Origin of the sequence: Duganella sp. S19_KUP01_CR8 (assembly GCF_036688705.1) — a bacterium.
Lineage (GTDB): Bacteria > Pseudomonadota > Gammaproteobacteria > Burkholderiales > Burkholderiaceae_D > Rugamonas.
Map to the genome: position 1 here is coordinate 18,926 of NZ_JAQQPR010000040.1, position 21,883 is coordinate 40,808.

Genomic DNA, 21,883 nt, shown 5'->3' on the forward strand with positions numbered 1-21,883 from the left:
ATGGAACGCATCGCCATCCTCGGTGCCAGCAGCCAGATCGCCAAGGATCTGATCCAGTCGCTGGCGCGCGAGGGCTGCTCCGAGCTGCTGCTGTACGTGCGCGACGTCGCGGCGGCGCAGCGCTGGCAGCAGTCGCGCGGCCTGGATTTCGCCGTGCTGGACTATGCGGACTACGGCCGCGAGCCGCACGACGCCGTGCTCAATTTCGTCGGCGTCGGCGATCCGCAGCGCGCCGCGCAGATGGGCGGCGCCATCTTCGGCATCACCCAGCAGTACGACGACCTGGCGCTGGAGCAGCTCAAGCTGCATCCGCAGCGGCGCTATATTTTCCTGTCGAGCGGCGCCGCCTACGGCCCGACCTTCACCCAGCCGGCCGGCCCGGACACCCGCGCCAGCATCGCGCTGAACGCCGTCACGCCGCAGGACTACTACGCGATGGCCAAGCTGCATGCGGAATGCAAGCACCGCGCGCTGCCGGAACTGGCGATCACCGACCTGCGGGTGTTCAACTACTTCAGCCGCACCCAGGACCTGGGCGCGCGCTTCTTCATCACCGACATCCTGCGCGCCATCCGCGACGACACCGTGCTGCAAACCACGGACGGCCAGATGGTGCGCGACTACCTGCACCCGCAGGACTTCCACCAGCTGGTGCGGCGCGTGCTGGATGCGCCGCCGCAGAACCGCGCGTTCGACTGCTACAGCGCGGCGCCGGTGGAGAAGCAGGAGCTGCTGACCGCCATGCAGCAGCGCTTCGGCCTGCGCTACGAGGTCGCCGCAAGCACCCAAGCGCCGGCCGGCATCGTCAACGCCACCGGCGCCAAGCCCTTTTACTATTCGCTCAACCGGCAAGCCGCCGAATTGGGCTATCAACCCGCGTACTCCTCTATCGATGGCATCGCCGTGGAATCGGCGATAATCCTCGGCAGGGACGCAACACAACAAGACCATGGGTGAAACCAGATGACAAGCTCCGACAAACTCAAGATAGCCATCATCGGCTCCGGGAACATCGGCACCGACCTGATGATCAAGGTGATGCGCTCCAAGCATTTGGTGTGCACCCTGTTCGCCGGGCGTAATTTCAATTCCGCCGGCATGAAGCGCGCCAGCCAGCTGGGCGTGCCGATCTCGGACCGCGGCATCGAGGCCATCATCGCCGATCCGGCCATCTGCGACGTGGTGTTCGACGCCACCTCGGCCCAGGCCCACATCGCCCACTGGGCGGTGCTGGAAAAACTGGGCAAGACCGTGATCGACATGACGCCGGCCAAGCTGGGCGAGTTCTGCATCCCGGCGATCAACGCCCAGGAATGCCTGGACACCGGCACCGCCAACATCAACATGATCACCTGCGGCGGCCAGTCGTCGATCCCGATCGCCGCCGCCATCGGCATGGTGCACAAGGATATCGAGTACGTCGAGGTGGCGTCCAGCATCGCCTCGCGCAGCGCCGGCCCGGCCACGCGCGCCAACCTGGACGAATACATCGACACCACCGAGGAAGCGCTGCAGCGCTTCTCCGGCGCCAAACGCGCCAAGGCCATCCTGATCCTGAACCCGGCCAACCCGCCGATCGACATGCAGACCACGATCTACGCCAAGATCGCCAACCCGGACCTGGAGGCGATCCGCGCCTCGGTGGACGCGATGGTGGCCAAGCTGAAGACCTATGTGCCGGGCTACGGCCTGGTGGTGCCGCCGACCATCGAGGGTGGCCGCATCATCACCACCATCAAGGTGGTGGGCGCCGGCGACTACCTGCCGCAGTACGCGGGCAACCTGGACATCATCAACTGCGCCGCCATCGCCATGGCGGAAATGCTGGCCACGTCGAAACACGGCAAGCACGGTAAAAAACACCAAGAGGAGCGCAAGCATGGCTAAGAAAATCCTGATCAGCGATCCGACCCTGCGCGACGGCAACCACGCCGTGCGCCATCAACTGAGCCGCGAAAGCTTCATCGCCTACTGCCAGGCCGCCGAAGCGGCCGGCGTGCCGATCGTCGAAGTCGGCCACGGCAACGGCCTGGGCGCCTCCTCGCTGCTGGTCGGCGAATGCCGGCTGACGGACGAGGAGATCCTCACCATCTCGCGCCAGCACCTGAAGAAATCGCGGCTCGGCATCCACGTGATCCCCGGCTTCTGCACCATCAAGAAGGACCTGGTGCGCGCGGTGGAGCTGGGCGTGGACGTGTTCCGCATCGCCGCCCACTGCACCGAGGCCGACATCACCGACCGCCACATCGCCTACGCCCGCAAGGAAGGCAAGGAAGCCTGGGGCGTGCTGATGATGAGCCACATGGCCAGCCCCTCGGTGCTGCTGGAGGAGGCCAAGAAGATGGAATCCTACGGCGCCGAAGCGATCGTCATCATGGATTCGGCCGGCGCCTACTTCCCGGACGACGTCAAGGAACGCATCTCGACGCTGGTCAACGGCCTGAATATCCCGGTCGGCTTCCACGGCCATAACAACCTGGGCATGGCGGTGATCAACTCGGTCACGGCGGTCAACGAGGGCGCCACCATCATCGACGGCACCATCCGCGGCTTCGGCGCCGGCGCCGGCAACACCCAGCTCGAAGTGCTGGTGGCGGTGTTCGACCGCCTCGGCTTCGAGACCGGCATCGACCTGTACAAGATCCTCGACGCGGCCGACATCGCCGAGAAGGAATTCAATCCGGTGGCGCCGTCGATTTCGCCGCTGTCCATCGTCTCCGGCCTGGCCGGCGTGTTTTCCGGCTTCGCCAAGCCGGTGGCGCGGGCGGCGGAGGATTACAAGGTCGACCCGCGCGACATCTTCTTCGGCCTTGGCAAGCGCAACGCGGTGGCCGGGCAGGAAAGCCTGATCATCGAAGTCGCGCGCGATTTGGCAGCCCAAAGCGCCGCCCAGAAAGGATAATCATGACCGATCAACGCAACGCCGAAATGCGCCAGGACTGCCTGGCCGCCTGCGCCGACCAGCCCGACGTGCGCGCCGCGCTGGCGCGCCAGCACATCGCCGTCACCGGCGGCACCGGCTTCCTCGGCAGCTGGATCGCCGAGATGGTGGCCGCGCTGAACGACCAGTACCAGCTGGGCATCACGCTCGACCTGTTCGCCCGCAACGTCAGCGAATGGCCGGCGCAATACCCGCACCTGGCCAAGCGGCTGGACATCCGCCTGCGCTCGCAGGACGTGCGCTCGCCGTTCGAATTCGCCAAGAACACCAGCTACGTGGTGCACGCGGCCGGCATCCCGAACAACCGCGTGCACGCCTCCGATCCGCTGCGGGTGCACCAGACCACCGTGGCCGGCATCGGCAACGCGCTGGACGCCGCCTCGCAGCTGGACGGCCTGCTGCGCTTCGTCAACGTCAGCTCCTGCCTGGTGGCCGGCACGCCGCAGCGTCCCGGCCCGCTGGGCGAGAACGATTACTACCCGATCCCGTCCGGCCAGTTGCACAAGGTGTATGTGGACGCCAAGCGCTCGGCCGAGATGCTGGCCTCGATCTACCGCAGCCAGTACCGGCTGCCGGTATCGACCGTGCGGCCGTTCACCTTGACCGGCGCCTATCAGCAGCTGGACCGCCCGTGGGCCATCAACAACTTCCTGCGCGACGTGCTGACCGGCAGCGAGATCCGTATCCACGGCGACGGCAGCGCGCGCCGCAGCTACCTGTACGGCAGCGACGCCGCCTGGTGGACGCTGGCCGCGCTGGTCAAGGGCGTGGACGGCGAGATCTACAACCTGGGCAGCGCCGAGGCGGTGACCCACCTGGAGCTGGTGCGCCTGATCGGCGAGCGCGTGACGCCGGCGCCGCGCGTGGCGCTGAACACCGCGCCCGGCAAGCAGCCGGCGCAGGACGACCTGTATCCCGACGTGACCGCCACGCAGAAACGCCTGGGCGTGCGCCAGACCTGCGGCCTGGAACAGACCATCACCAAGACCTACCGCTGGTTCGCCACGCCGCGCGCTTAACTTTCTGGACAGACCTATGGAACCAACCGGCTTCGTTTTATCGATATGCATTCCGACCTTCAACCGAGGCCCTTTTCTCAAGCAGACGCTGGAAAGCATCGTCGCCCAGCAGGCGTTCACCGACACTTACGACATCGAGGTGCTGATCTCCGATAACTGCTCGGACGACAGCACCCAGGCCGTGGGCCAGGCCTTCGCCGCCGCCTACCCGGACAAGATCAAGTACTCGCGCCACCCGGAGCCGGTGTTCCCGGACAAGAACTTCGAAGCGGCGCTGCGCATGGGCAGCGGCAACTACCTGAAGCTGCACAACGATAACCTGACCATCCTGGACGGCAGCCTGACCGAACTGGTCAAGGTGTACCGCGCGGTGGCGGCCGAGAAGCCGGTGGTGTTCTTCACCAACGGCAATATGTTCGCCGGCAATGCGATCGAGGTGCTGAACACCTTCGACGAGTTCGTCCAGCGGGTGTCCTACTTCGCCACCTGGATCGGCGGCTTCGGCATGTGGCGCGACGAGTTTTACGCGATGCCGGACTTCGGCCGCAATGTGCACCTGAAGCTGGTGCAGACCGACGTCATGTTCCGCCTGATGGGCCTGGGCAAGCGCGCCATCGTGCTGTACGGCCGCTACTTCGCCGGCGTCAACGCCGGCCGCAAGAGCGGCTACAACGTGGCGCAGGTGTTCGGCACCAACTACCTGACCCTGCTCAAGCCCTACCTGGCCAACGGCCAGCTGAGCAAGGAAGTCTACGAGGTGGAGAAGAAGGCGCTGCTGATCAACCACATCATCCCCTACTACTTCGGCGACAACGACGATTTCTCGCGCACCGGCTTCTTCGAGCACATGCAGGACTACCTGCACGACGACTACTTCTACAAGGCGGTGGAGAACCTGATCACCGACGTGCCGAAGCAGGCCGCGGCGGTGGCGCCGCCGCCGGCGCCGGAAAAATCGTTCGAGGAGCAGAAGGCCGACTACTGGCGCGCGCTGAATCCGCACAACCACACGATGCTGACCATGTCGGCCGGGCCGTTCGACTTCAGCAAGGTGACGGTGGGACGCCGCTCGTATGGCGAGCTCAACATCATGGCCTACGGCCGCGACGCCGAGCGGCTGAGCATAGGCAGCTTTGTGTCGATCGCCAGCGAGGTCAAGTTCATGCTGGGCGGGAACCACCCGTACGACGGCTTCTCGACCTTCCCGTTCAAGGTCAAGTATTTCGGCGACATGCTGGAATCGTCGACCAAGGGGCCGATCGTGGTGGAGGATGACGTGTGGATCGGCTACCAGACGCTGATCATGTCGGGCGTGACGATAGGCCAGGGCGCGATCGTCGCGGCCGGCAGCGTGGTGACCAAGAGCGTGGCGCCGTACACCATCGTCGGCGGCAACCCGGCGCGCTACATCAAGCACCGTTTCGAACCGGCGGTGGTGGAGAAGATGTTGAAGTTCGACTTTTCCAAAGTCAGCGACGAAGCCATCCTGGCCAACCGCGAGGCGCTGTATGAAGGCCTGACGGCCGACAACGTCGACGCCGTCCTGGCGCGGCTGCAATAACCAGCGTCATTCCCGCGCAGGCGGGAATCCATGCTGAGCATGCCAGGACGCTCAGCATGGGCTCCCGCCTGCGCGGGAGCGACGGCGTGACCTTAGTTGAAGCTCAGGTGCTTGGACTTGTACAGGTACTCGAACTCGTCCATGTGCTTGTTGCGGCCCATGTTCCACAGCGCCGGCGCGCGCGAGATCAGCTCGAACTTGTCGAAGTCGAAGGCGAAGTCGTCCGACTTCACCGGCGGGATCGCCGTGTGGTTGATGTGGTAGATGAACTTGCGCGACAGGCGGCTGAACTGCTTGACGTAGTTGGCCACGTTGTTGAGCGACATCTCCGCCAGGCTGTACGAGTTGAACGCCATGTCCACCGTGTTGTCCTTCAATTCCGCCAGCGCGAAGTTCGGCAGCACCACCGCGTCGTACTGGGTCAGGTCGGCCGTGGCCAGGTCGATCTCGCCGAACAGCGCGATCTTCTTGCCGGGACAGCCGGCCAGCAGGTAGTAGGCGCTCAGCGCCATGTTTTCCGGCAGGTCGACGTCGATGTAGGTCAGGTCCGGATTGTCGCGCATCAGGAAGTGGCCCAGGCCGCCGAAGCCGCCGCCCAGCTCCAGCACCGTCTTGTGCTGCTTGCCGCGGATCAGGCGGCCGATGATGGTGGCGTAGTAGTGCTGGTAGTCGACGCCGGCGCGGTAGAACTTGCCGTCGATGTAGAAGCCGTAGGGATTGCCCACCAGCGGCGTCTCCAGCGACTCCAGCGGCAGCACCTTGCCCATCGAGTCCAGCCAGATCTGCATGCGGTGCATGACGTCGGCCAGGTACTTGCCCTTGGCGTCTTCGCTGATGTTGCCGGAGAAGTAGGTGCTCTGCATGTCGACCGGCATGCCGTGGATGCCGACGGTGCTCTGGTCGCGGAAGAAGTTGGCGTAGATGTGGCACAGCTTGTCGATGTCGCGGTTGGCCATGGTCTGCATCAGCTCGCCCATATAACCCTGGTAGATCGGCAGCCACATGTGGCTGACCTGGTACTCTTCCGCCGCATCCTTCTGCACCGCCTTGGCCTTGTTATACGAATTCATCACGCGTTCGACGATGGCCCGGTCCGCTACGGCCGGTCGCTCGATAAATCCATTTTCTACGGTTAAAAACATGGCAGATCCTTCTGTGAGGTTATAGTCGCACTGCGTTTAAAAATCGGTCAAAAATACGCCAGGTCCAGCACCACGCCGGCGCCGGCCAGCAGCGCCTGGCGCGCCAGCCGTGTCTCCATATTCGGCGCCGCGTGCTTGCGGTACAGCTGCAGCATGACCTCGACGATCTTGTCGTCCTGCGAATTACCGCGCCGCATGTTCTCCGGCGCCGTGGCCTGGCTCTTGTGGATCACCACGCCGTCCGTGGCCAGGTGCGCCAGCTGGCGGCCGTGCATCGCGGCCAGCAGGAAGTCCCAGTCTTCGTACAGGATCAGGTCGGTTTCATTGCGCACGCCGTCCAGCACGTCGCGGCGGTAGGCCACGCAGCTGTTGGGGATGCGGTTGCGCACGTAGACGCTGTCGAAGCTGACGTCGGCGATCGACAGCGCCTGGGTCGACAGCGCGGTCGGCGGGTAGACGGTGCGGTCTTCGTTCTGCACCTGGAAGTCGCAGAACAGCAGCGCCGGCTTGTCGCGCAGCAGGCGCGCCTTCAGCGCCGCCAGGTGGCCGGGGCGGAAGGTGTCGTCGTCGTCGAGGAACAGGATGTATTCGCCCTCGGCGATCGCCAGCCCGAGGTTGCGGCTGGCGGCCGGGCCGCCCTTGCCGCTGCGGCGTATCACGAAGTCGAAGCGGGTGTCGAGCTGGGCCAGCTGCTGGTAGGGCGGCAGGTAGCCCGCCGTGTCCGACACGATGATGACGTTGAAGTCCTGGCAGGTCTGCGCAATCAGCGACTCCAGCGTACGGATCAGCAGCAGCGGACGGTCGTGGGTGGCGATGATGATGGTGAACACGTGTCAGGCTCCGGTGGCTATCAGGGTTCGCGTATCGATTCGTCCATGGCCCGGGTCAGCGGGTACAGCAGGTAGGACATCACCGTGCGGTGGCCCACCACCACCTCGGCCGAGACCGTCATGCCCGGCAGCAGCTGGGCGCCCTCGGTCATCTTCCTCAGCTTGCCGGTGTAGGGGATGCGGCTCAGGTAGTAGGCGTCGAGGCCGCCGCCGTTCTTGTCGGCCGCCTCGCGCTTGAAGGAATCCTGGCTGATGGTGCGCACTTTGCCCTCCAGCATGCCGTGCTGCTGGAACGAGAAGGCGTCCACCTTGATGTGGGCCAGCGCGCCCGGCTTGATGTAGCCGATGTCGAGCGAGTCGATCTGCACCTCGGCCTCCAGCTGCGCGCCCAGCGGCACCAGCGTGAACAGCGGCTCGGCCTCGCGCACGATGGAGCCCACCGACAGCTTGCCGATCTCCAGCACCACGCCGTCGGCCGGCGCCAGCATGTGGATCGCCTTGGCGCGCTTGTCGGCCTTGGACAGCTGCTCGGCGACGCCGTCGCGGTCGCGCGTGGCGCTCAGCAGGTCTTCCATCGCCTTCTGGCGCCAGCTCTTGTCGAAGGCGGCGCGCTCGGACTGGGCCGAGGCCAGCTCGCTGGCCATCTCGATCGACTTGTTGCGCTGCATGTCCATGTCGCGCTCGACTTCGAGGCGGCGGTCGCGCGCTTCCAGCAGGTGCATCTTGGCGCCGAACTGCTCGGCCATCAGCTGCTCCTGCATGGCTTCCACTTCGCGCAGCGACTTGACGCGCTGGGCCAGGATCGACTGGTCGTGCTTGTTGGTTTCCAGGCCGGCCTTGAGGCGCGCGATGTTCTGGTCCATCTTGTTCTTCTGCGCTTCGAAGTTGGCCTTGCGTTCGGTCGACAACTGCGCCTGCAGCAGGCTGTCGGCGCTCGAACCGCTGCCGGTGGTTGCGCCCGGCTGGCCCGCCAGCTCGGCGCGCAGGCCGGCGGCCTGGGTGTTCAGGCTGTCCAGGCGCGAGCGCAGCTGCTGCTCGTCGGCGGCGGTGAAGGTCGGATCCAAAGTGGCCAGCACCTGGCCTTTTTTCACCACCTGGCCGACCCGCACGTCGATGCTCTGGATGATCGAGGTGTCGAGCGGCTGCACCACGATGTTCGGCAGCGGATTGACCAGGCGGCCGTGGGCGACCACGATCTTCTCCACCGGCGACACGCTGGCCCAGACGATGAAGAACACGAAGGCGGCCAGCATCACGTGCAGCGTGATGCGCACGAACTTGGGCAGCGGGCCGCGCTCGATGGCGTCGGCGTCCGGCAGGAACGCGATTTCGGTTTCGTCCTTGCGGCGGCGCTTGAAGCTTAGAGGTGACTTGTTTGCTGGTTCCATAAGTGCTGGTAAGTGTCGCTGGTGGTGAGCAGTTCTTCGTGGCGGCCGGCGTCGACCAGCCGGCCCTGTTGCATGACCATGATCTTGTCGGCGTTGACCAGGGTCGACAGGCGGTGCGAGATCATCACCACCGTGCGGCCGACCGCGATGCGCGCCAGGTTGCTGATGAAGATGGCTTCCGATTCCGGATCCAGCGCCGACGCCGCCTCGTCCAGGATCAGGATGCGCGGCTTGGCCACCAGCGTGCGGGCGATCGACAGCCGCTGCTTCTGGCCGCCGGACAGGTTGGAGGCGTTCTCCTCCAGCACGGTGTCGTAGCCCATCGGCAGGCGCTCGATGAATTCGTCGGCGCCGGCGGCGGCCGCCGCTTCCACCAGTTCCTCGAACGTGGCGTCCGGCTTGGTGACCGACAGGTTCTCGCGCACCGTGCCGCGGAACAGGAAGTTCTCCTGCAGCACCACGCCGATCTGGCGCCGCAGGTGCGACAGCTCGATCTCGCGGGCGTCGATGCCGTCGAAGCGGACGATGCCTTCCTGCACCGGATACAGGCCCTGGATCAGCTTGGTCAAAGTGGTCTTGCCGGAGCCGGAACGGCCGACGATGCCGACCACGGTGCCCGGCTCGATGGTGAAGCGGGCCTTGTCCAGCGCCATCGCCTGCGCGCCCGGATAGCGGAAGGTGACGTCGTCGAAGCGGATCTCGCCCTGCAGCACGGGACGCAGGCCGTTGGCGCCGGCGCGGCCTTCCGGCGCGCGGTTCATCACCTCGCCCAGCATGCGCACCGACAGCGCGGTTTCCTGGTATTCGTTGACCAGGCCGACGATCGAGATCAACGGCTGGGTGACGCGGCCGGACAACATCTGGAAGGCGATCAGCGCGCCCACCGACAAGCCGCCGGTGAAGACGTCGGCGGCGCCGACCACGATCAGGGTGACCGGCAGCAGCTTGCCGAGGAAGTCGGTGACGGCGTTGCCGGCGATCGAGATCTGGCCGACGCGGAAGTGCATGGTGATCGCCTCGGCCGAGCGCTGGTCCCAGATGCGGCGCTGCGACGGCTCGATCGCCAGCGCCTTGACGGTGCGCATGCCGTGGATGGTTTCCACCAGCATGCCCTGGCGCTGGCCCTCGGCCGAGTACAGCGCGTTGAGGCGGCGCTGGAAGGTCGGCACCATGGCCACCACGATGCCGGCGATCATGCCGGCGAACAGCAGCACGATCATCGCCAGCTTGAACGAGTAGCTGAACAGGATGGGCACGAACACCAGCAGCGCGATCAGGTCGAGCGCGGTGAAGAACAGGCGGCCGGTCAGGAAGCTGCGGATTTTTTCCAGCTGCTGCATGTGGCGCGTGACCACGCCGGCGCTGGTGGTCTCGAAGAAGTCGATCGGCAGCGACAGCAGGTGGCCGAACACGCGGCGCGTCAGCCGCATGTCGATCTTGTTGGAGGCGGCCAGCGTCAGCGTCTGCCGCAGGAAGCCGAACACGGCGTCGAACACCAGCGCCGCGATGATGCCCACCGCCAGCACCTGCAGCGTGGTCACGCTCTGGTGGGTCAGCACCTTGTCGATCACCAGCTGGAAGAAGATCGGCGAGGCCAGCGCCAGCAGCTGCATGGCGATGGCGGCGATGAAGATGTCGCGGAACGCGGCTTTTTGTTTCAGGATCTCGGGGATGAACCAGCGCAGGCCGAACGGCTGGTTGGGATCGCTCAACTTGTGCTGGCGTTTGATGAACAGCACGTCGCCGCTCCAGCGCTTTTCAAAATCGCTGCGCGCCACCATCACCACGGCGGCGTTGGCGTTGGCCGGGTTGAGCACGGCCACATGGTCTTCGCCGCCGCTGGTGCCGCCTTCCTCGGCCGGCTTGACGCCGACCGCGATCACCATATTGCCGTCGTTCAGGCGCGCCATCAGCGGGAACACGCCGCCCTGCGCCATCAGGCGCGACCAGGTCAGCTTGTCGGCCTTGGCCTTGAGGCCGATGTCCGAGGCGATCCGCAACAGCGCGCCGGTGCCGGGTTCTTCCGCGCGCAAGGCATAGTCATCGATCAGGCGTTCTGGATTGATTTGCAGACCATGGTGCTGCGCGATGGCCGTCAGACACTGGATCGCGGTATGGGGAAATTTATCGTGCATAAGCCTGATCAATGGGAAAGAGCTGGGAAAAGCTTGCAGTAGCGCACTATCGTGCCAGCCTTCGGATTCTAACCCAGCGCAGTGCCGACTGGAGGTTTTTGTGTGGTAGAAACACAGCCCGATTTACCAGTCAGTTCGAGGGCTAAAAAAAAACGGCAAGGCCCGCAGGCCTTGCCGTTCTTGCTTCCCTTATGGAAGTGGCTTACTTGGCAGCCAGGAAGCCCTGGTGGTTGCCGTTTTGCAGCGCTTTGAGTCGCAGCGTTTCCTCGCTGGAGGCCGAGTTGGACGTCGCGGTCAGCTTGGTGTCGTAATTGCTGATCGCGTCGGCCATCGCCGCCACCGCCGTGTTGACGCTGTTCGGCACTTCCAGCTTGGCCGTGGTGGTGGTCGCTGCCGCCGCCGCGTCAAAGCTCGACATCGCCGAAGCCAGGCCGCTCACCGAGGTGGTCAGGCTGGTCGTCGCGGCACCGGTCTGGAACCAGACGTCCGCCGCCGCGTGGCTGGCGCCGTCGGCCGTCTCGTAGGTCGACGTGATACCGACGATGTTGCCGTTGTTCAGCGACGCATTCTCCTTGGCATCGAGGTTCAGCTTGGTGATGCCCAGGGCCTGCAGCGACTTCAGCTCGTCGGCCTGGCTGACGCCGTCCGCGTTGCCGTCGACCCAGACACGCAGGTCACCGTAGGCGCTGTCCTTGGCGTCGATGACGCCGTCGCCGTTGGAGTCGAGCTCGTTCAGGGCCGAGTAGCCGTTGGTCGCTTTCTGACCGTTGGCCAAGGTGGTGCCCGAACCGAACAACTCGCCGCCGTCGTTGATCACGCCGTCGTGGTTGCGATCCAGGGCCAGCAGACCGTCGCCACCGCCGACCCAGCCGGTGTTGACCTTGGTGCCGGTGGCGTTCAGATCGAAGTTCACGCCAGCCGACAGGCCCAGGGTGTTGATGCCGTCGTTATTCAGGTCCAGCACGATCGGCGTACCCAGCGGCGAAGGCAGTGCCGCGATCTGGTCGGTCGACAGGCCAGGTACCTGGGCGCTGGTGATCGCGCAGACCTGCTGGCTGGTCAGCGAGTGGATCTGGTCGGTCGTCAGCGCGCGGATCTGCGTGGTGCTCAGGGCGGCGATGGCGGCGGTCTTCAGGCCCACCAGGTCAGCGGTCTCCATGGCCACGATTTGATTCGTGGACAGCGCCTTGACCTGGTTGGAGGTCAGCACCGCAACCTGCTGGCTCGACAGCGCGACGATCTGGTCGGTCGTCAACGCCGCGATGTGGGCGGTCTGCAGCGTGCCGACCACCGCGGTGCGCAGCACGGTGATGTCTTCCGTGCCCAGGGCGGCGATGTCGTTGGTGCTCAACGAGTTCAGTTGAGCCGAGCTCAGCACCGCGACCTGGGTGGTGGTCAACGCCACGGTCTGGTCGGTGCTCAGCGCGGCCGCCAGGTTGGCGGTGCTCAGGGCAGCGATCTGGCCGGTGGTCAGCACCGAGATCTGGTCGGTCGTCAGTGCGGCGACCTGGGCCGAACGCAGCGTCGAGATGATCGCCGTTTTCAGCGCGCCGATGTCGGCCGTTTCGATCGCGGCGATGGCGCCGGTGGTCAGCGCGTTGACCTGCGCCGTGTTCAGTGCCGCCAGCTGGCCGGAGGACAGCGCCACCACTTGATCGGTGGTCAGGCCGGAAGCCAGGTTGGCGGTGGTCATCGCCAGGATCTGGCCGGTGCTCAGCGCGCCGATCTGGTCGGTCGTCAGCGCGTTGACCTGGTTGGTGGTCAGCGCGGCGACGGCGGCGGTTTTCAGCGAGCCGAGGTCGGCCGTTTCGATGGCGGCGATCTGGCCGCTGCTCATCGCGGCGACCTGGACGCTGGTCAGCGCGCCGATCTGCGCCGAACCCAGGGCCACCATCTGGTCGGTGGTCAGGGCCTTGGCCTGGGCGGTCGACAGGGCGGCCACGGCGGCGGTTTTCAGCGCGCCGATGTCACCGGTTTCGATCGAGGCGATGTCCAGCGTGCTCAGGGCGGACGCTTGAGCCGAGCTCAGGGTGCCGATCTGGAGCGAGCTCAACGCGACGACCTGGTCGGTGGTCAGGGCCTGGATGTTGGCGGTGGTGATCGCCGCGATCTGGCCGGTGGTCAGGTTGGACAGCTGGTCGGTGGTCAAGGCCGCCAGTTGCGCGGTCTTCAGCGAGGCGATGATCGCGGTCTTCAGTCCGACGATGTCGGCCGTTTCGATGGCGGCGATATCGTTGGTCGACAGCGCACCGAACTGGTTCGAGCTGAGCGCGCCGAACTGGGCCGAGCTCATCGCGACGATCTGGTCGGTGGTCAGGCCGGACGCCAGGTTGGCGGTGGTCATGGCGCCGAACTGCGCGGTGCTCAGCGCAACGATCTGGTCGGTGCTCAGCGCATTGACCTGGTTGGTGGTCAGGGCGCCGACGGCGGCGGTTTTCAGCGCGCCGATGTCAGCCGTTTCGATGGCGGCGATCTGGCCGCTGCTCATGCCGGCGACCTGGACGCTGGTCAGCGCGCCGATCTGCGCCGAACCCATGGCGACGATCTGGTCGGTGGTCAGGGCCTTGGCCTGGTTGGTCGACAGGGCGGCCACGGCGGCGGTTTTCAGCGCGCCGATGTCACCGGTTTCGATCGAGGCGATGTCCAGCGTGCTCAGGGCGGACGCTTGAGCCGAGCTCAGGGTGCCGATCTGGAGCGAGCTCAACGCGACGACCTGGTCGGTGGTCAGGGCCTGGATGTTGGCGGTGGTGATCGCCGCGATCTGGCCGGTGGTCAGGTTGGACAGCTGGTCGGTGGTCAAGGCCGCCAGTTGCGCGGTCTTCAGCGAGGCGATGATCGCGGTCTTCAGTCCGACGATGTCGGCCGTTTCGATGGCGGCGATATCGTTGGTCGACAGCGCACCGAACTGGTTCGAGCTGAGCGCGCCGAACTGGGCCGAGCTCATCGCGACGATCTGGTCGGTGGTCAGGCCGGACGCCAGGTTGGCGGTGGTCATCGCGCCGATCTGCGCGGTGCTCAGCGCAACGATCTGGTCGGTGCTCAACGCGTTGACCTGGTTGGTGGTCATGGCGGTGACGGCGGCGGTTTTCAACGCGCCGATGTCAGCCGTCTCGATGGCGGCGATCTGGCCGCTGCCCATGCCGGCGACCTGGGCGCTGGTCAGCGCGCCGATCTGCGCCGAACCCATGGCGACGATCTGGTCGGTGGTCAGGGCCTTGGCCTGGTTGGTCGACAGCGCGGCCACGGCGGCGGTTTTCAGCGCGCCGATGTCACCGGTTTCGATGGTGGCGATGTCCAGCGTGCTCAGCGCGGCTACCTGGGCCGAGCTCAGGGCGCCGATCTGCTGCGACGACAGGGCCACTACTTGATCCGTGGTCAGGGCCTGGATGTTGGCGGTGGTGATCGCGGCGATCTGGTTGGTGGTCAGGTTCGACAGCTGGTCGGTGGTCAAGGCCGCCAGTTGCGCGGTCTTCAGCGAGGCGATGATCGAAGTCTTCAGGCCGACGATGTCGGCCGTTTCGATGGCGGCGATATCGTTGGTCGACAGCGCACCGAACTGGTTCGAGCTGAGCGCGCCGAACTGGGCCGAGCTCATCGCGACGATCTGGTCGGTGGTCAGGCCGGACGCCAGGTTGGCGGTGGTCATCGCGCCGATCTGGGCGGTGCTCAGCGCAACGATCTGGTCGGTGCTCAGCGCATTGACCTGGTTGGTGGTCATGGCGCCGATGGCGGCGGTTTTCAGCGCGCCGATGTCGGCCGTTTCGATGGCGGCGATCTGGGCGCTGCCCATGCCGGCGACCTGGGCGCTGGTCAGCGCGCCGATCTGCGCCGAACCCATGGCGACGATCTGGTCGGTGGTCAGGGCCTTGGCCTGGTTGGTCGACAGGGCGCCGATGGCGGCGGTTTTCAGCGCGCCGATGTCGGCGGTTTCGATGGTGGCGATGTCGAGCGTGCTCATCGCGGCGACCTGGGCCGAGCTCAGGGTGCCGATCTGTTGCGACGACAGGGCCACCACTTGATCCGTGGTCAGGGCCTGGATGTTGGCGGTGGTGATCGCCGCGATCTGGTTGGTGGTCAGGTTCGACAGCTGGTCGGTGGTCAAGGCCGCCAGTTGCGCGGTCTTCAAGGTGGCGATGATCGAGGTCTTCAGGCCGATGATGTCGGCCGTTTCGATGGCGGCGATATCGTTGGTCGACAGCGCGCCGAACTGGTTCGAGCTGAGGGCGCCGAACTGGTTCGAGCTCATCGCGACGATCTGGTCGGTGGTCAGGCCGGACGCCAGGTTGGCGGTGGTCATCGCGCCGATCTGCGCGGTGTTCAGCTGCTGGATCTGATCGGTGCTCAGCGCATTGACCTGGTTGGTGGTCAGGGCGGCGATGGCGGCGGTTTTCAGCGCGCCGATGTCAGCCGTTTCGATGGCGGCGATCTGGCCGCTGCTCATGCCGGCGACCTGGGTGGCGGTCAGCGCGCCGATCTGCGCCGAACCCATGGCGACGATCTGGTCGGTGGTCAAGGCCTTGGCCTGGTTGGTCGACAGGGCGGCGACGGCGGCGGTTTTCAGCGCGCCGATGTCGGCGGTCTCGATCGAGGCGATGTCGAGCGTGCTCATCGCGGCGACCTGGGCCGAGCTCAAGGTGCCGATCTGTTGCGACGACAGGGCCACTACCTGATCCGTGGTCAGGGCCTGGATGTTGGCGGTGGTGATCGCGGCGATCTGGTTGGTGGTCAGGTTCGACAGCTGGTCGGTGGTCAGGGCCGCCAGTTGCGCGGTCTTCAACGAGGCGATGATCGAGGTCTTCAGGCCGATGATGTCGGCCGTCTCGATGGCGGCGATATCGTTGGTCGACAGCGCGCCGAACTGGTTCGAGCTGAGCGCGCCGAACTGGTTCGAGCTCATCGCGACGATCTGGTCGGTGGTCAGGCCGGACGCCAGGTTGGCGGTGGTCATCGCGCTGAATTGCGCGGTGTTCAGCTGCTGGATCTGGTCGGTGCTCAGCGCGTTGACCTGGTTGGTGGTCATGGCGGCGATGGCGGCGGTTTTCAGCGCGCCGATGTCAGCCGTTTCAATGGCCGCGATCTGGCCGCTGCTCATGCCGGCGACCTGGTTGGCGGTCAGCGCGCCGATCTGCGCCGAACCCATGGCGACGATCTGGTCGGTGGTCAGGGCCTTGGCCTGGTTGGTCGTCAGCGCGGCGACGGCGGCGGTTTTCAGCGCGCCGATGTCACCGGTTTCGATCGAGGCGATGTCCAGCGTGCTCAGCGCGGCGACCTGGGCCGAGCTCAGGGTGCCGATCTGCTGCGACGACAGGGCCACTACCTGATCCGTGGTCAGGGCCTGGATGTTGGCGGTGGTGATCGCGGCGATCTGGTTGGTGGTCAGGTTCGACAGCTGGTCGGTGGTCAAGGCCGCCAGTTGCGAGGTTTTCAGCGTGGCGATGATCGAAGTCTTCAGGCCGATGATGTCGGCCGTTTCGATGGCGGCGATATCGTTGGTCGACAGCGCGTTGAACTGGTTCGAGCTGAGGGCGCCGAACTGGTTCGAGCTCATCGCGACGATCTGGTCGGTGGTCAGGCCGGACGCCAGGTTGGCGGTGGTCATCGCGCCGATCTGCGCGGTGTTCAGCTGCTGGATCTGGTCGGTGCTCAGCGCATTGACCTGGTTGGTGGTCATGGCGCCGATGGCGGCGGTTTTCAGCGCGCCGATGTCAGCCGTTTCGATGGCGGCGATCTGGCCGCTGCCCATGCCGGCGACCTGGGCGCTGGTCAGCGCGCCGATCTGCGCCGAACCCATGGCGACGATCTGGTCGGTGGTCAGGGCCTTGGCCTGGTTGGTGGTCAATGCGGCAATCGCGGAGGTTTTCAGCGCGCCGATGTCAGCGGTTTCGATGGTGGCGATGTCGAGCGTGCTCATCGCGGCGACCTGGGCCGAGCTCAGGGTGCCGATCTGCTGCGACGACAGGGCCACTACTTGGTCGGTGGTCAGGGCCTGGATGTTGGCGGTGGTGATCGCGGCGATCTGGTTGGTGGTCAGGCTGGACAGCTGGTCGGTGGTCAGGGCCGCCAGTTGCGCGGTCTTCAACGAGGCGATGATCGAGGTCTTCAGGCCGACGATGTCGGCCGTTTCGATGGCGGCGATATCGTTGGTCGACAGCGCGCCGAACTGGTTCGAGCTGAGCGCGCCGAACTGGTTCGAGCTCATCGCGACGATCTGGTCGGTGGTCAGGCCGGAGGCCAGGTTGGCGGTGGTCATCGCGCTGAATTGCGCGGTGTTCAGCTGCTGGATCTGGTCGGTGCTCAGCGCATTGACCTGGTTGGTGGTCATGGCGGCGATGGCGGCGGTTTTCAGCGCGCCGATGTCACCGGTTTCGATGGCGGCGATCTGGGCGCTGCCCATGCCGGCGACCTGGGCGCTGGTCAGCGCGCCGATCTGCGCCGAACCCATGGCGACGATCTGGTCGGTGGTCAGGGCCTTGGCCTGGTTGGTGCTCAGTGCGGCGACGGCGGAGGTCTTCAGCGCGCCGATGTCGGCGGTTTCGATCGAGGCGATGTCCAGCGTGCTCAGCGCGGCGACCTGGGCCGAGCTCAGGGTGCCGACCTGCTGCGACGACAGGGCCACCACTTGATCGGTGGTCAGGGCCTGGATGTTGGCGGTGGTGATCGCGGCGATCTGGTTGGTGGTCAGGTTCGACAGCTGGTCGGTGGTCAAGGCCGCCAGTTGCGCGGTTTTCAGCGCGGCGATGATCGCGGTCTTCAGGCTGATGATGTCGGCCGTTTCAATGGCGGCGACATCGTTGGTCGACAGTGCGCCGAACTGGGCGGTGTTGAGCGCGCCGAACTGGCTCGAGCTCATCGCGACGATCTGGTCGGTGGTCAGGCCGGACGCCAGGTTGGCGGTGGTCATCGCGGCGAACTGCGCGGTGTTCAGCGCCTGGATCTGGTCGGTGCTCAGGGCGTTGACCTGGTTGGTGGTCATGGCGGCGACGGCGGCGGTTTTCAGCGCGCCGATGTCGTTGGTCTCGATGGCGGCGATCTGGCCGCTGCTCATGCCGGCGACCTGGTTGGCGGTCAGCGCGCCGATCTGGCCCGAGCTCAGCGCGACCACCTGGTCGGTGGTCAGGGCCTTGGCCTGGTTGGTGGTCAATGCGGCAATCGCCGAGGTTTTCAGCGCGCCGATGTCGGCGGTTTCAATCGCGGCCAGGTTCAGCGTGCTCAGCGCGGCGACCTGGGCCGAGCTCAGGGTGCCGATCTGCTGCGACGACAGGCCGACCACCTGGTCGGACGTCAGCGCCACGATGCTGGCGGTGGTCAGCGCGGCGATCTGGCTGGTGGTCAGGCTGGACAGTTGGTCGGTGGTCAGGGCCACCAGTTGCGCGGTCTTCAGCGCGGCGATGACGTTGGTCTTGATCGCGATCAGGTCGCCGGTTTCAATCGCGGCGATGGCGCTGGTGCCCAGCGCGCTGAACTGGCTGGTGCTCAGCAGCGACAGCTGGGTCGAGCTCATGGCGACGACCTGGTTGGTGGTCAGGCCGGACGCCAGGTCGACGGTGCTCAGCGCGGCTACTTGCGCGGTGGTCAGGTTGGTGATCTGGTCGGTGGTCAGCGAGGTGAACTGGGCGGTGCTCAGTGCGGCGATGGCGGCCGTTTTCAGGGCCATCAGGTCGGCCGATTCCAGCGCGACGATGGCGCCGGTGCTCAGGCTGGCCACCTGGGCGCTGCCCAGCGCGCCCGCCTGGGCGGCGGTCAGCGCGACGATCTGGTCGGTCGTCACGACCGCCAGCTGGGCGGTGCTCATGCCGGCGATGGTGGCGGTGCGCAGGGCGGCGAAGTCGCCGGTCTCCAGCGCGACGATCGATTCCGTCGCCAGCGCATTGAACTGCGCCGAGTTGAGCACGCCGACCTGGGTCGAACTCAGGGCGACGATCTGGTCGGTCGTCAGGCCGACCGTCAGTTGTTTGGTGGTGAGCGCGGAGATCTGGGTGGTGGTCAACGCCACCGTCTGGTCCGTGGTCAGGGCCCGGGTCTGAGCTGAATTGAGCGCAACAATATCGGAAGTCGCGAGAGCAGCAATTGTTTGGGTCGACAGAGCTGCAATCTGGTCGGTACTCATGCTTGTTACGAGGCTCATTTCCATTCTCCTTGGGGCACTGCACAGTTCTATACAGACGAATATCGGAGCCAGCAGGGACTTTCCCCCCAGGCTCCAACGTTAAATTGGGTAAGACTTACGAATTTATTACCGAATTGCTTGAGCTAAACGCCAGAAGAGCGCCGCACTTTAGTTCTTAACGTCAATATCCAGGCCAACTTTAGGATACCAGCACTAGGAATTTTCCTAGCGTTAACAATTTTATGGCAAGAGTACTGCACATAGTTTCAATTAATCAGGCCGTCAAACCGGGCGTCGGCAACCGCCCTGACCGTATAAAGCGACAAATTTACTGACTGCATTAAGCTTTTTTGTTTACTAGATGCAACGCAAAAATCGCGCCAACACTTGCATCCTGCTACGAAAACCGGGTCGTGGAGGGCAAAACGGCAGGGCCTGAGCCCTGCCGTTCATGACTGCCGGTCCGTGTTACTTGGACGGCGCGGCCAGCAAGCCATGGCCGCCTTGCGATTGCAGCGCTTTGAGGCGCAGCTCGCTGTCGGTGGCCGCCTGGCTCGGCGCGCCCAGCGATTTCTCGCTGTACTGCTGGATGGCGCCGGCCAGCTGCGCCACGTTGCCGTTGACACTGCCGCCCGGGACTTCCAGCTTGGCCGCCGCCGGCGCTGCCGCGTTGCTGCCGGCAAAGCTGGACAGCGCTTGCGCCAGGCCGCTGACGTTACCGCTCAGGTTGCTGGTCGGCGTGGTGGCGAACCACACGTCGGCCGCCGCGTGGGTGGCGCCGTCGGCCGTCTCGAAGGTCGACGTCAGACCCAGGATGTTGCCGTTGTTGAGCGTGCCGTCCTGCTTGACGTCCAGGTTCAGCTTGGTGATGCCCAGCGCTTGCAGCGATTTCAGCTCGTCGGCCTGGCTGACGCCGTCCGCGTTGCCGTCCACCCAGACCCGCAGGTCGGCGTAGGCGCTGTCCTTGGCGTCGATGGTGCCGTCGCCGTTGCTGTCCAGTTCCGCCATCGCCTGGTAGCCGGTGCTCGCTTTCTGGCCGTTGGCCAGCGTGGTGCCCGAACCGAACAACTCGCCGCCGTCGTTGATGACGCCGTCGTGGTTGCGGTCCAGGGCCAGCAGGCCGTCGCCGCCGGCGGTCCAGCCGGTGTTGACTTTATTGCCGTTGGCCAGCAGGTCGAACTGCACGCCCTGGCCCAGTGCGGTGGTCTGCACGCCGTTGCCGTTCAGGTCCAGCACGATCGGGGTGAGGTACGACAGTGCGTGGGTCTGGTCGGTGCTCATGGCGTGCACCTGGTCGCTGGTCAAGGCGTGCAACTGGGTCGAGGTCATCGCATGCACCTGGTTGGTGGTCAACGCGGCCACTTCCGCAGTGCGCAGGCTGACGATCTGGCGGGTGCTCAGCGCGGCGAAGGCGGCGGTGCTCAGTGCGGCGATGTCGGCGGTGTCGAGAGCCGACAGCGCGCTGGTCGACAGGCCGACCGCTTGCGCGGTGGTCAGCGCCGCGACCTGGGTCGAGGTCAGCGCCACGCCCTGGTCGGAGCTCAGCACGCCCAGCTGGACCGCGCTCAGCGCACCGATTTCCGCGGTGGTGAAGACGTTCAGGCTGCCCGTGGCCAGCGCGGCGACGTTCTTGGTCGACAGCGCGGCCACCTGCGTCACGCTCAGCGATACCGCCTGGCCGGTGGTCAGCGCGGCGATCTGCGTGGTGCTCAGGCCCACCGAGAAGGCCGAGGTGGCCAGCGCGGCGATCTGTCCGGTCGACAACACGCTGATCTGCGTGGTGCTCAGGCCGGCCAGCTGCGCGGTGCGCAGGGCGGCGACGTCGTTGGTCGACAGGCCGGCCAGGTCGGCGGTTTCAATCGCGCCGATGCTGGCGGTGGACAGTGCCGCCACTTGCGCGGTGCCCAGCGCGGCCACTTGGGCCGAGGTCAGCGCGACAACCTGGTTGGTGCTCAGGGCGGCGATGCCGGCGGTGTTCAGCGCGGCGATCGAGGCCGTGGCCAGCGAGTTGATCTGACCGGTGGTCAGCGCCGTCACCTGGGCGGTGCCCAGCACGGCGATGGCCGCCACCTTGATCGCCGACAGGTCGGCCGTTTCCAGCGCCGCGATGGCGTTGGTGGTCAGGGCCGCCACTTGCGCGGTGGTCAGCGCCGCCGCTTCATTGGTGGTCAGGGCGACGACCTGGTTGGTGGTCAGGGCCTTGACCTGGTTGGCGCTCAGCGCGGCGATGGCGTTGGTCGACAGTGCGGCGAAGTCGGCCGTTTCCAGCGCGGCGACACCGTTGGTGGTCAGGCCACCCACCTGGGCGACGCTCAGCACACTCGCTTGCGCGGTGGTCAGGGCGGCGATCTGGCCGGTGCTCAAGGCGGCCAGCGCGGCCGACGACAGCGCCGTGATCTGGCCGGTCGACAGCGCGGCCACCTGGTCGGTGGTCAGGCCGCCCAGCTGGGCGGTGCGCAGCGCGGCGATGTGGTTGGTCGACAGGCCGGCCAGGTCGGCGGTCTGGATCGCGCCCAGGCCGTTGCTCGACAGGGCCGCCACTTGCGCGGTGCCCAGGCTGGCGATCTGCGCCGAAGTCAGGGCGACGACCTGGTTGGTGCTCAGGACCGACACGCCGGCGGTGTTCAGCGCGGCGATGGCGCCGGTGGTCAGCGAAGTCACCTGGCCGGTGCTCAGCGCGACCACCTGGCCGGTGCTCAGCGCGGCGATGGCGGCGGTCTTGATGGCGACCAGGTCGGCCGTTTCCAGCGCGGCGATGGC

General features: G+C 65.9%; 11 protein-coding genes. 5 read left to right on the top strand and 6 right to left on the bottom strand.

Translation table 11 applies throughout. The features are described 5' to 3' along the window. From V6M89_RS27885 to V6M89_RS27905, 5 genes are read left to right on the top strand one after another with little or no spacing between them, the layout of a single operon-like run. A complete protein-coding gene (locus tag V6M89_RS27885) occupies nucleotides 1-957 on the top strand; it encodes an NAD-dependent epimerase/dehydratase family protein (RefSeq protein WP_332856274.1) in 957 nt (318 codons plus the stop codon). A 6-nt stretch (nucleotides 958-963) separates the two neighbouring features. Beyond that, a complete protein-coding gene (locus tag V6M89_RS27890; RefSeq protein WP_332856275.1) occupies nucleotides 964-1,887 on the top strand; it encodes an acetaldehyde dehydrogenase (acetylating) in 924 nt (307 codons plus the stop codon). Further along, on the top strand, nucleotides 1,880-2,902 hold the full coding sequence (dmpG, locus tag V6M89_RS27895; RefSeq protein ID WP_332856276.1) for a 4-hydroxy-2-oxovalerate aldolase: 1,023 nt from the start codon (nucleotides 1,880-1,882) through the stop codon (nucleotides 2,900-2,902). The genes V6M89_RS27890 and dmpG overlap by 8 nt, the downstream gene beginning before the upstream one ends. A gap of 2 nt (nucleotides 2,903-2,904) precedes the next feature. After that, the gene (locus V6M89_RS27900; RefSeq protein ID WP_332856277.1) at nucleotides 2,905-3,960 is read left to right on the top strand and encodes an NAD-dependent epimerase/dehydratase family protein; all 1,056 of its coding nucleotides are present in this window, start codon (nucleotides 2,905-2,907) and stop codon (nucleotides 3,958-3,960) included. A 16-nt stretch (nucleotides 3,961-3,976) separates the two neighbouring features. Next, nucleotides 3,977-5,521 (top strand): glycosyltransferase, encoded by a 1,545-nt coding sequence (locus V6M89_RS27905; protein ID WP_332856278.1) that lies wholly within the window; start codon nucleotides 3,977-3,979, stop codon nucleotides 5,519-5,521. 92 nt (nucleotides 5,522-5,613) lie between these two features. On the opposite strand, the gene V6M89_RS27910 is transcribed toward V6M89_RS27905, so the two are convergent. From V6M89_RS27910 to V6M89_RS27935, 6 genes are all read right to left on the bottom strand, one after another. Further along, nucleotides 5,614-6,663, bottom strand: coding sequence for a putative sugar O-methyltransferase (locus tag V6M89_RS27910; protein ID WP_332856279.1), 1,050 nt, complete (start codon nucleotides 6,661-6,663; stop codon nucleotides 5,614-5,616). Nucleotides 6,664-6,710: 47 nt separating this feature from the next. Further along, nucleotides 6,711-7,493, bottom strand: coding sequence for a glycosyltransferase family 2 protein (locus V6M89_RS27915; RefSeq protein WP_332856280.1), 783 nt, complete (start codon nucleotides 7,491-7,493; stop codon nucleotides 6,711-6,713). A gap of 20 nt (nucleotides 7,494-7,513) precedes the next feature. Beyond that, complete coding sequence (locus V6M89_RS27920) at nucleotides 7,514-8,881, bottom strand: HlyD family type I secretion periplasmic adaptor subunit (protein WP_332856281.1); 1,368 nt, start codon at nucleotides 8,879-8,881, stop codon at nucleotides 7,514-7,516. Next, entirely contained in the window at nucleotides 8,854-11,016 is a 2,163-nt protein-coding gene (locus V6M89_RS27925) for a peptidase domain-containing ABC transporter (protein ID WP_332856282.1), read from the bottom strand. The genes V6M89_RS27920 and V6M89_RS27925 overlap by 28 nt, the downstream gene beginning before the upstream one ends. 202 nt (nucleotides 11,017-11,218) lie before the next feature. Then, nucleotides 11,219-19,141 (bottom strand): heme utilization protein, encoded by a 7,923-nt coding sequence (locus tag V6M89_RS27930; RefSeq protein WP_332856283.1) that lies wholly within the window; start codon nucleotides 19,139-19,141, stop codon nucleotides 11,219-11,221. Between the two features lie 450 nt (nucleotides 19,142-19,591). Continuing rightward, the coding region (locus V6M89_RS27935) for a beta strand repeat-containing protein (RefSeq protein ID WP_442882009.1) at nucleotides 19,592-21,883 on the bottom strand (2,292 nt) is incomplete at its 5' end.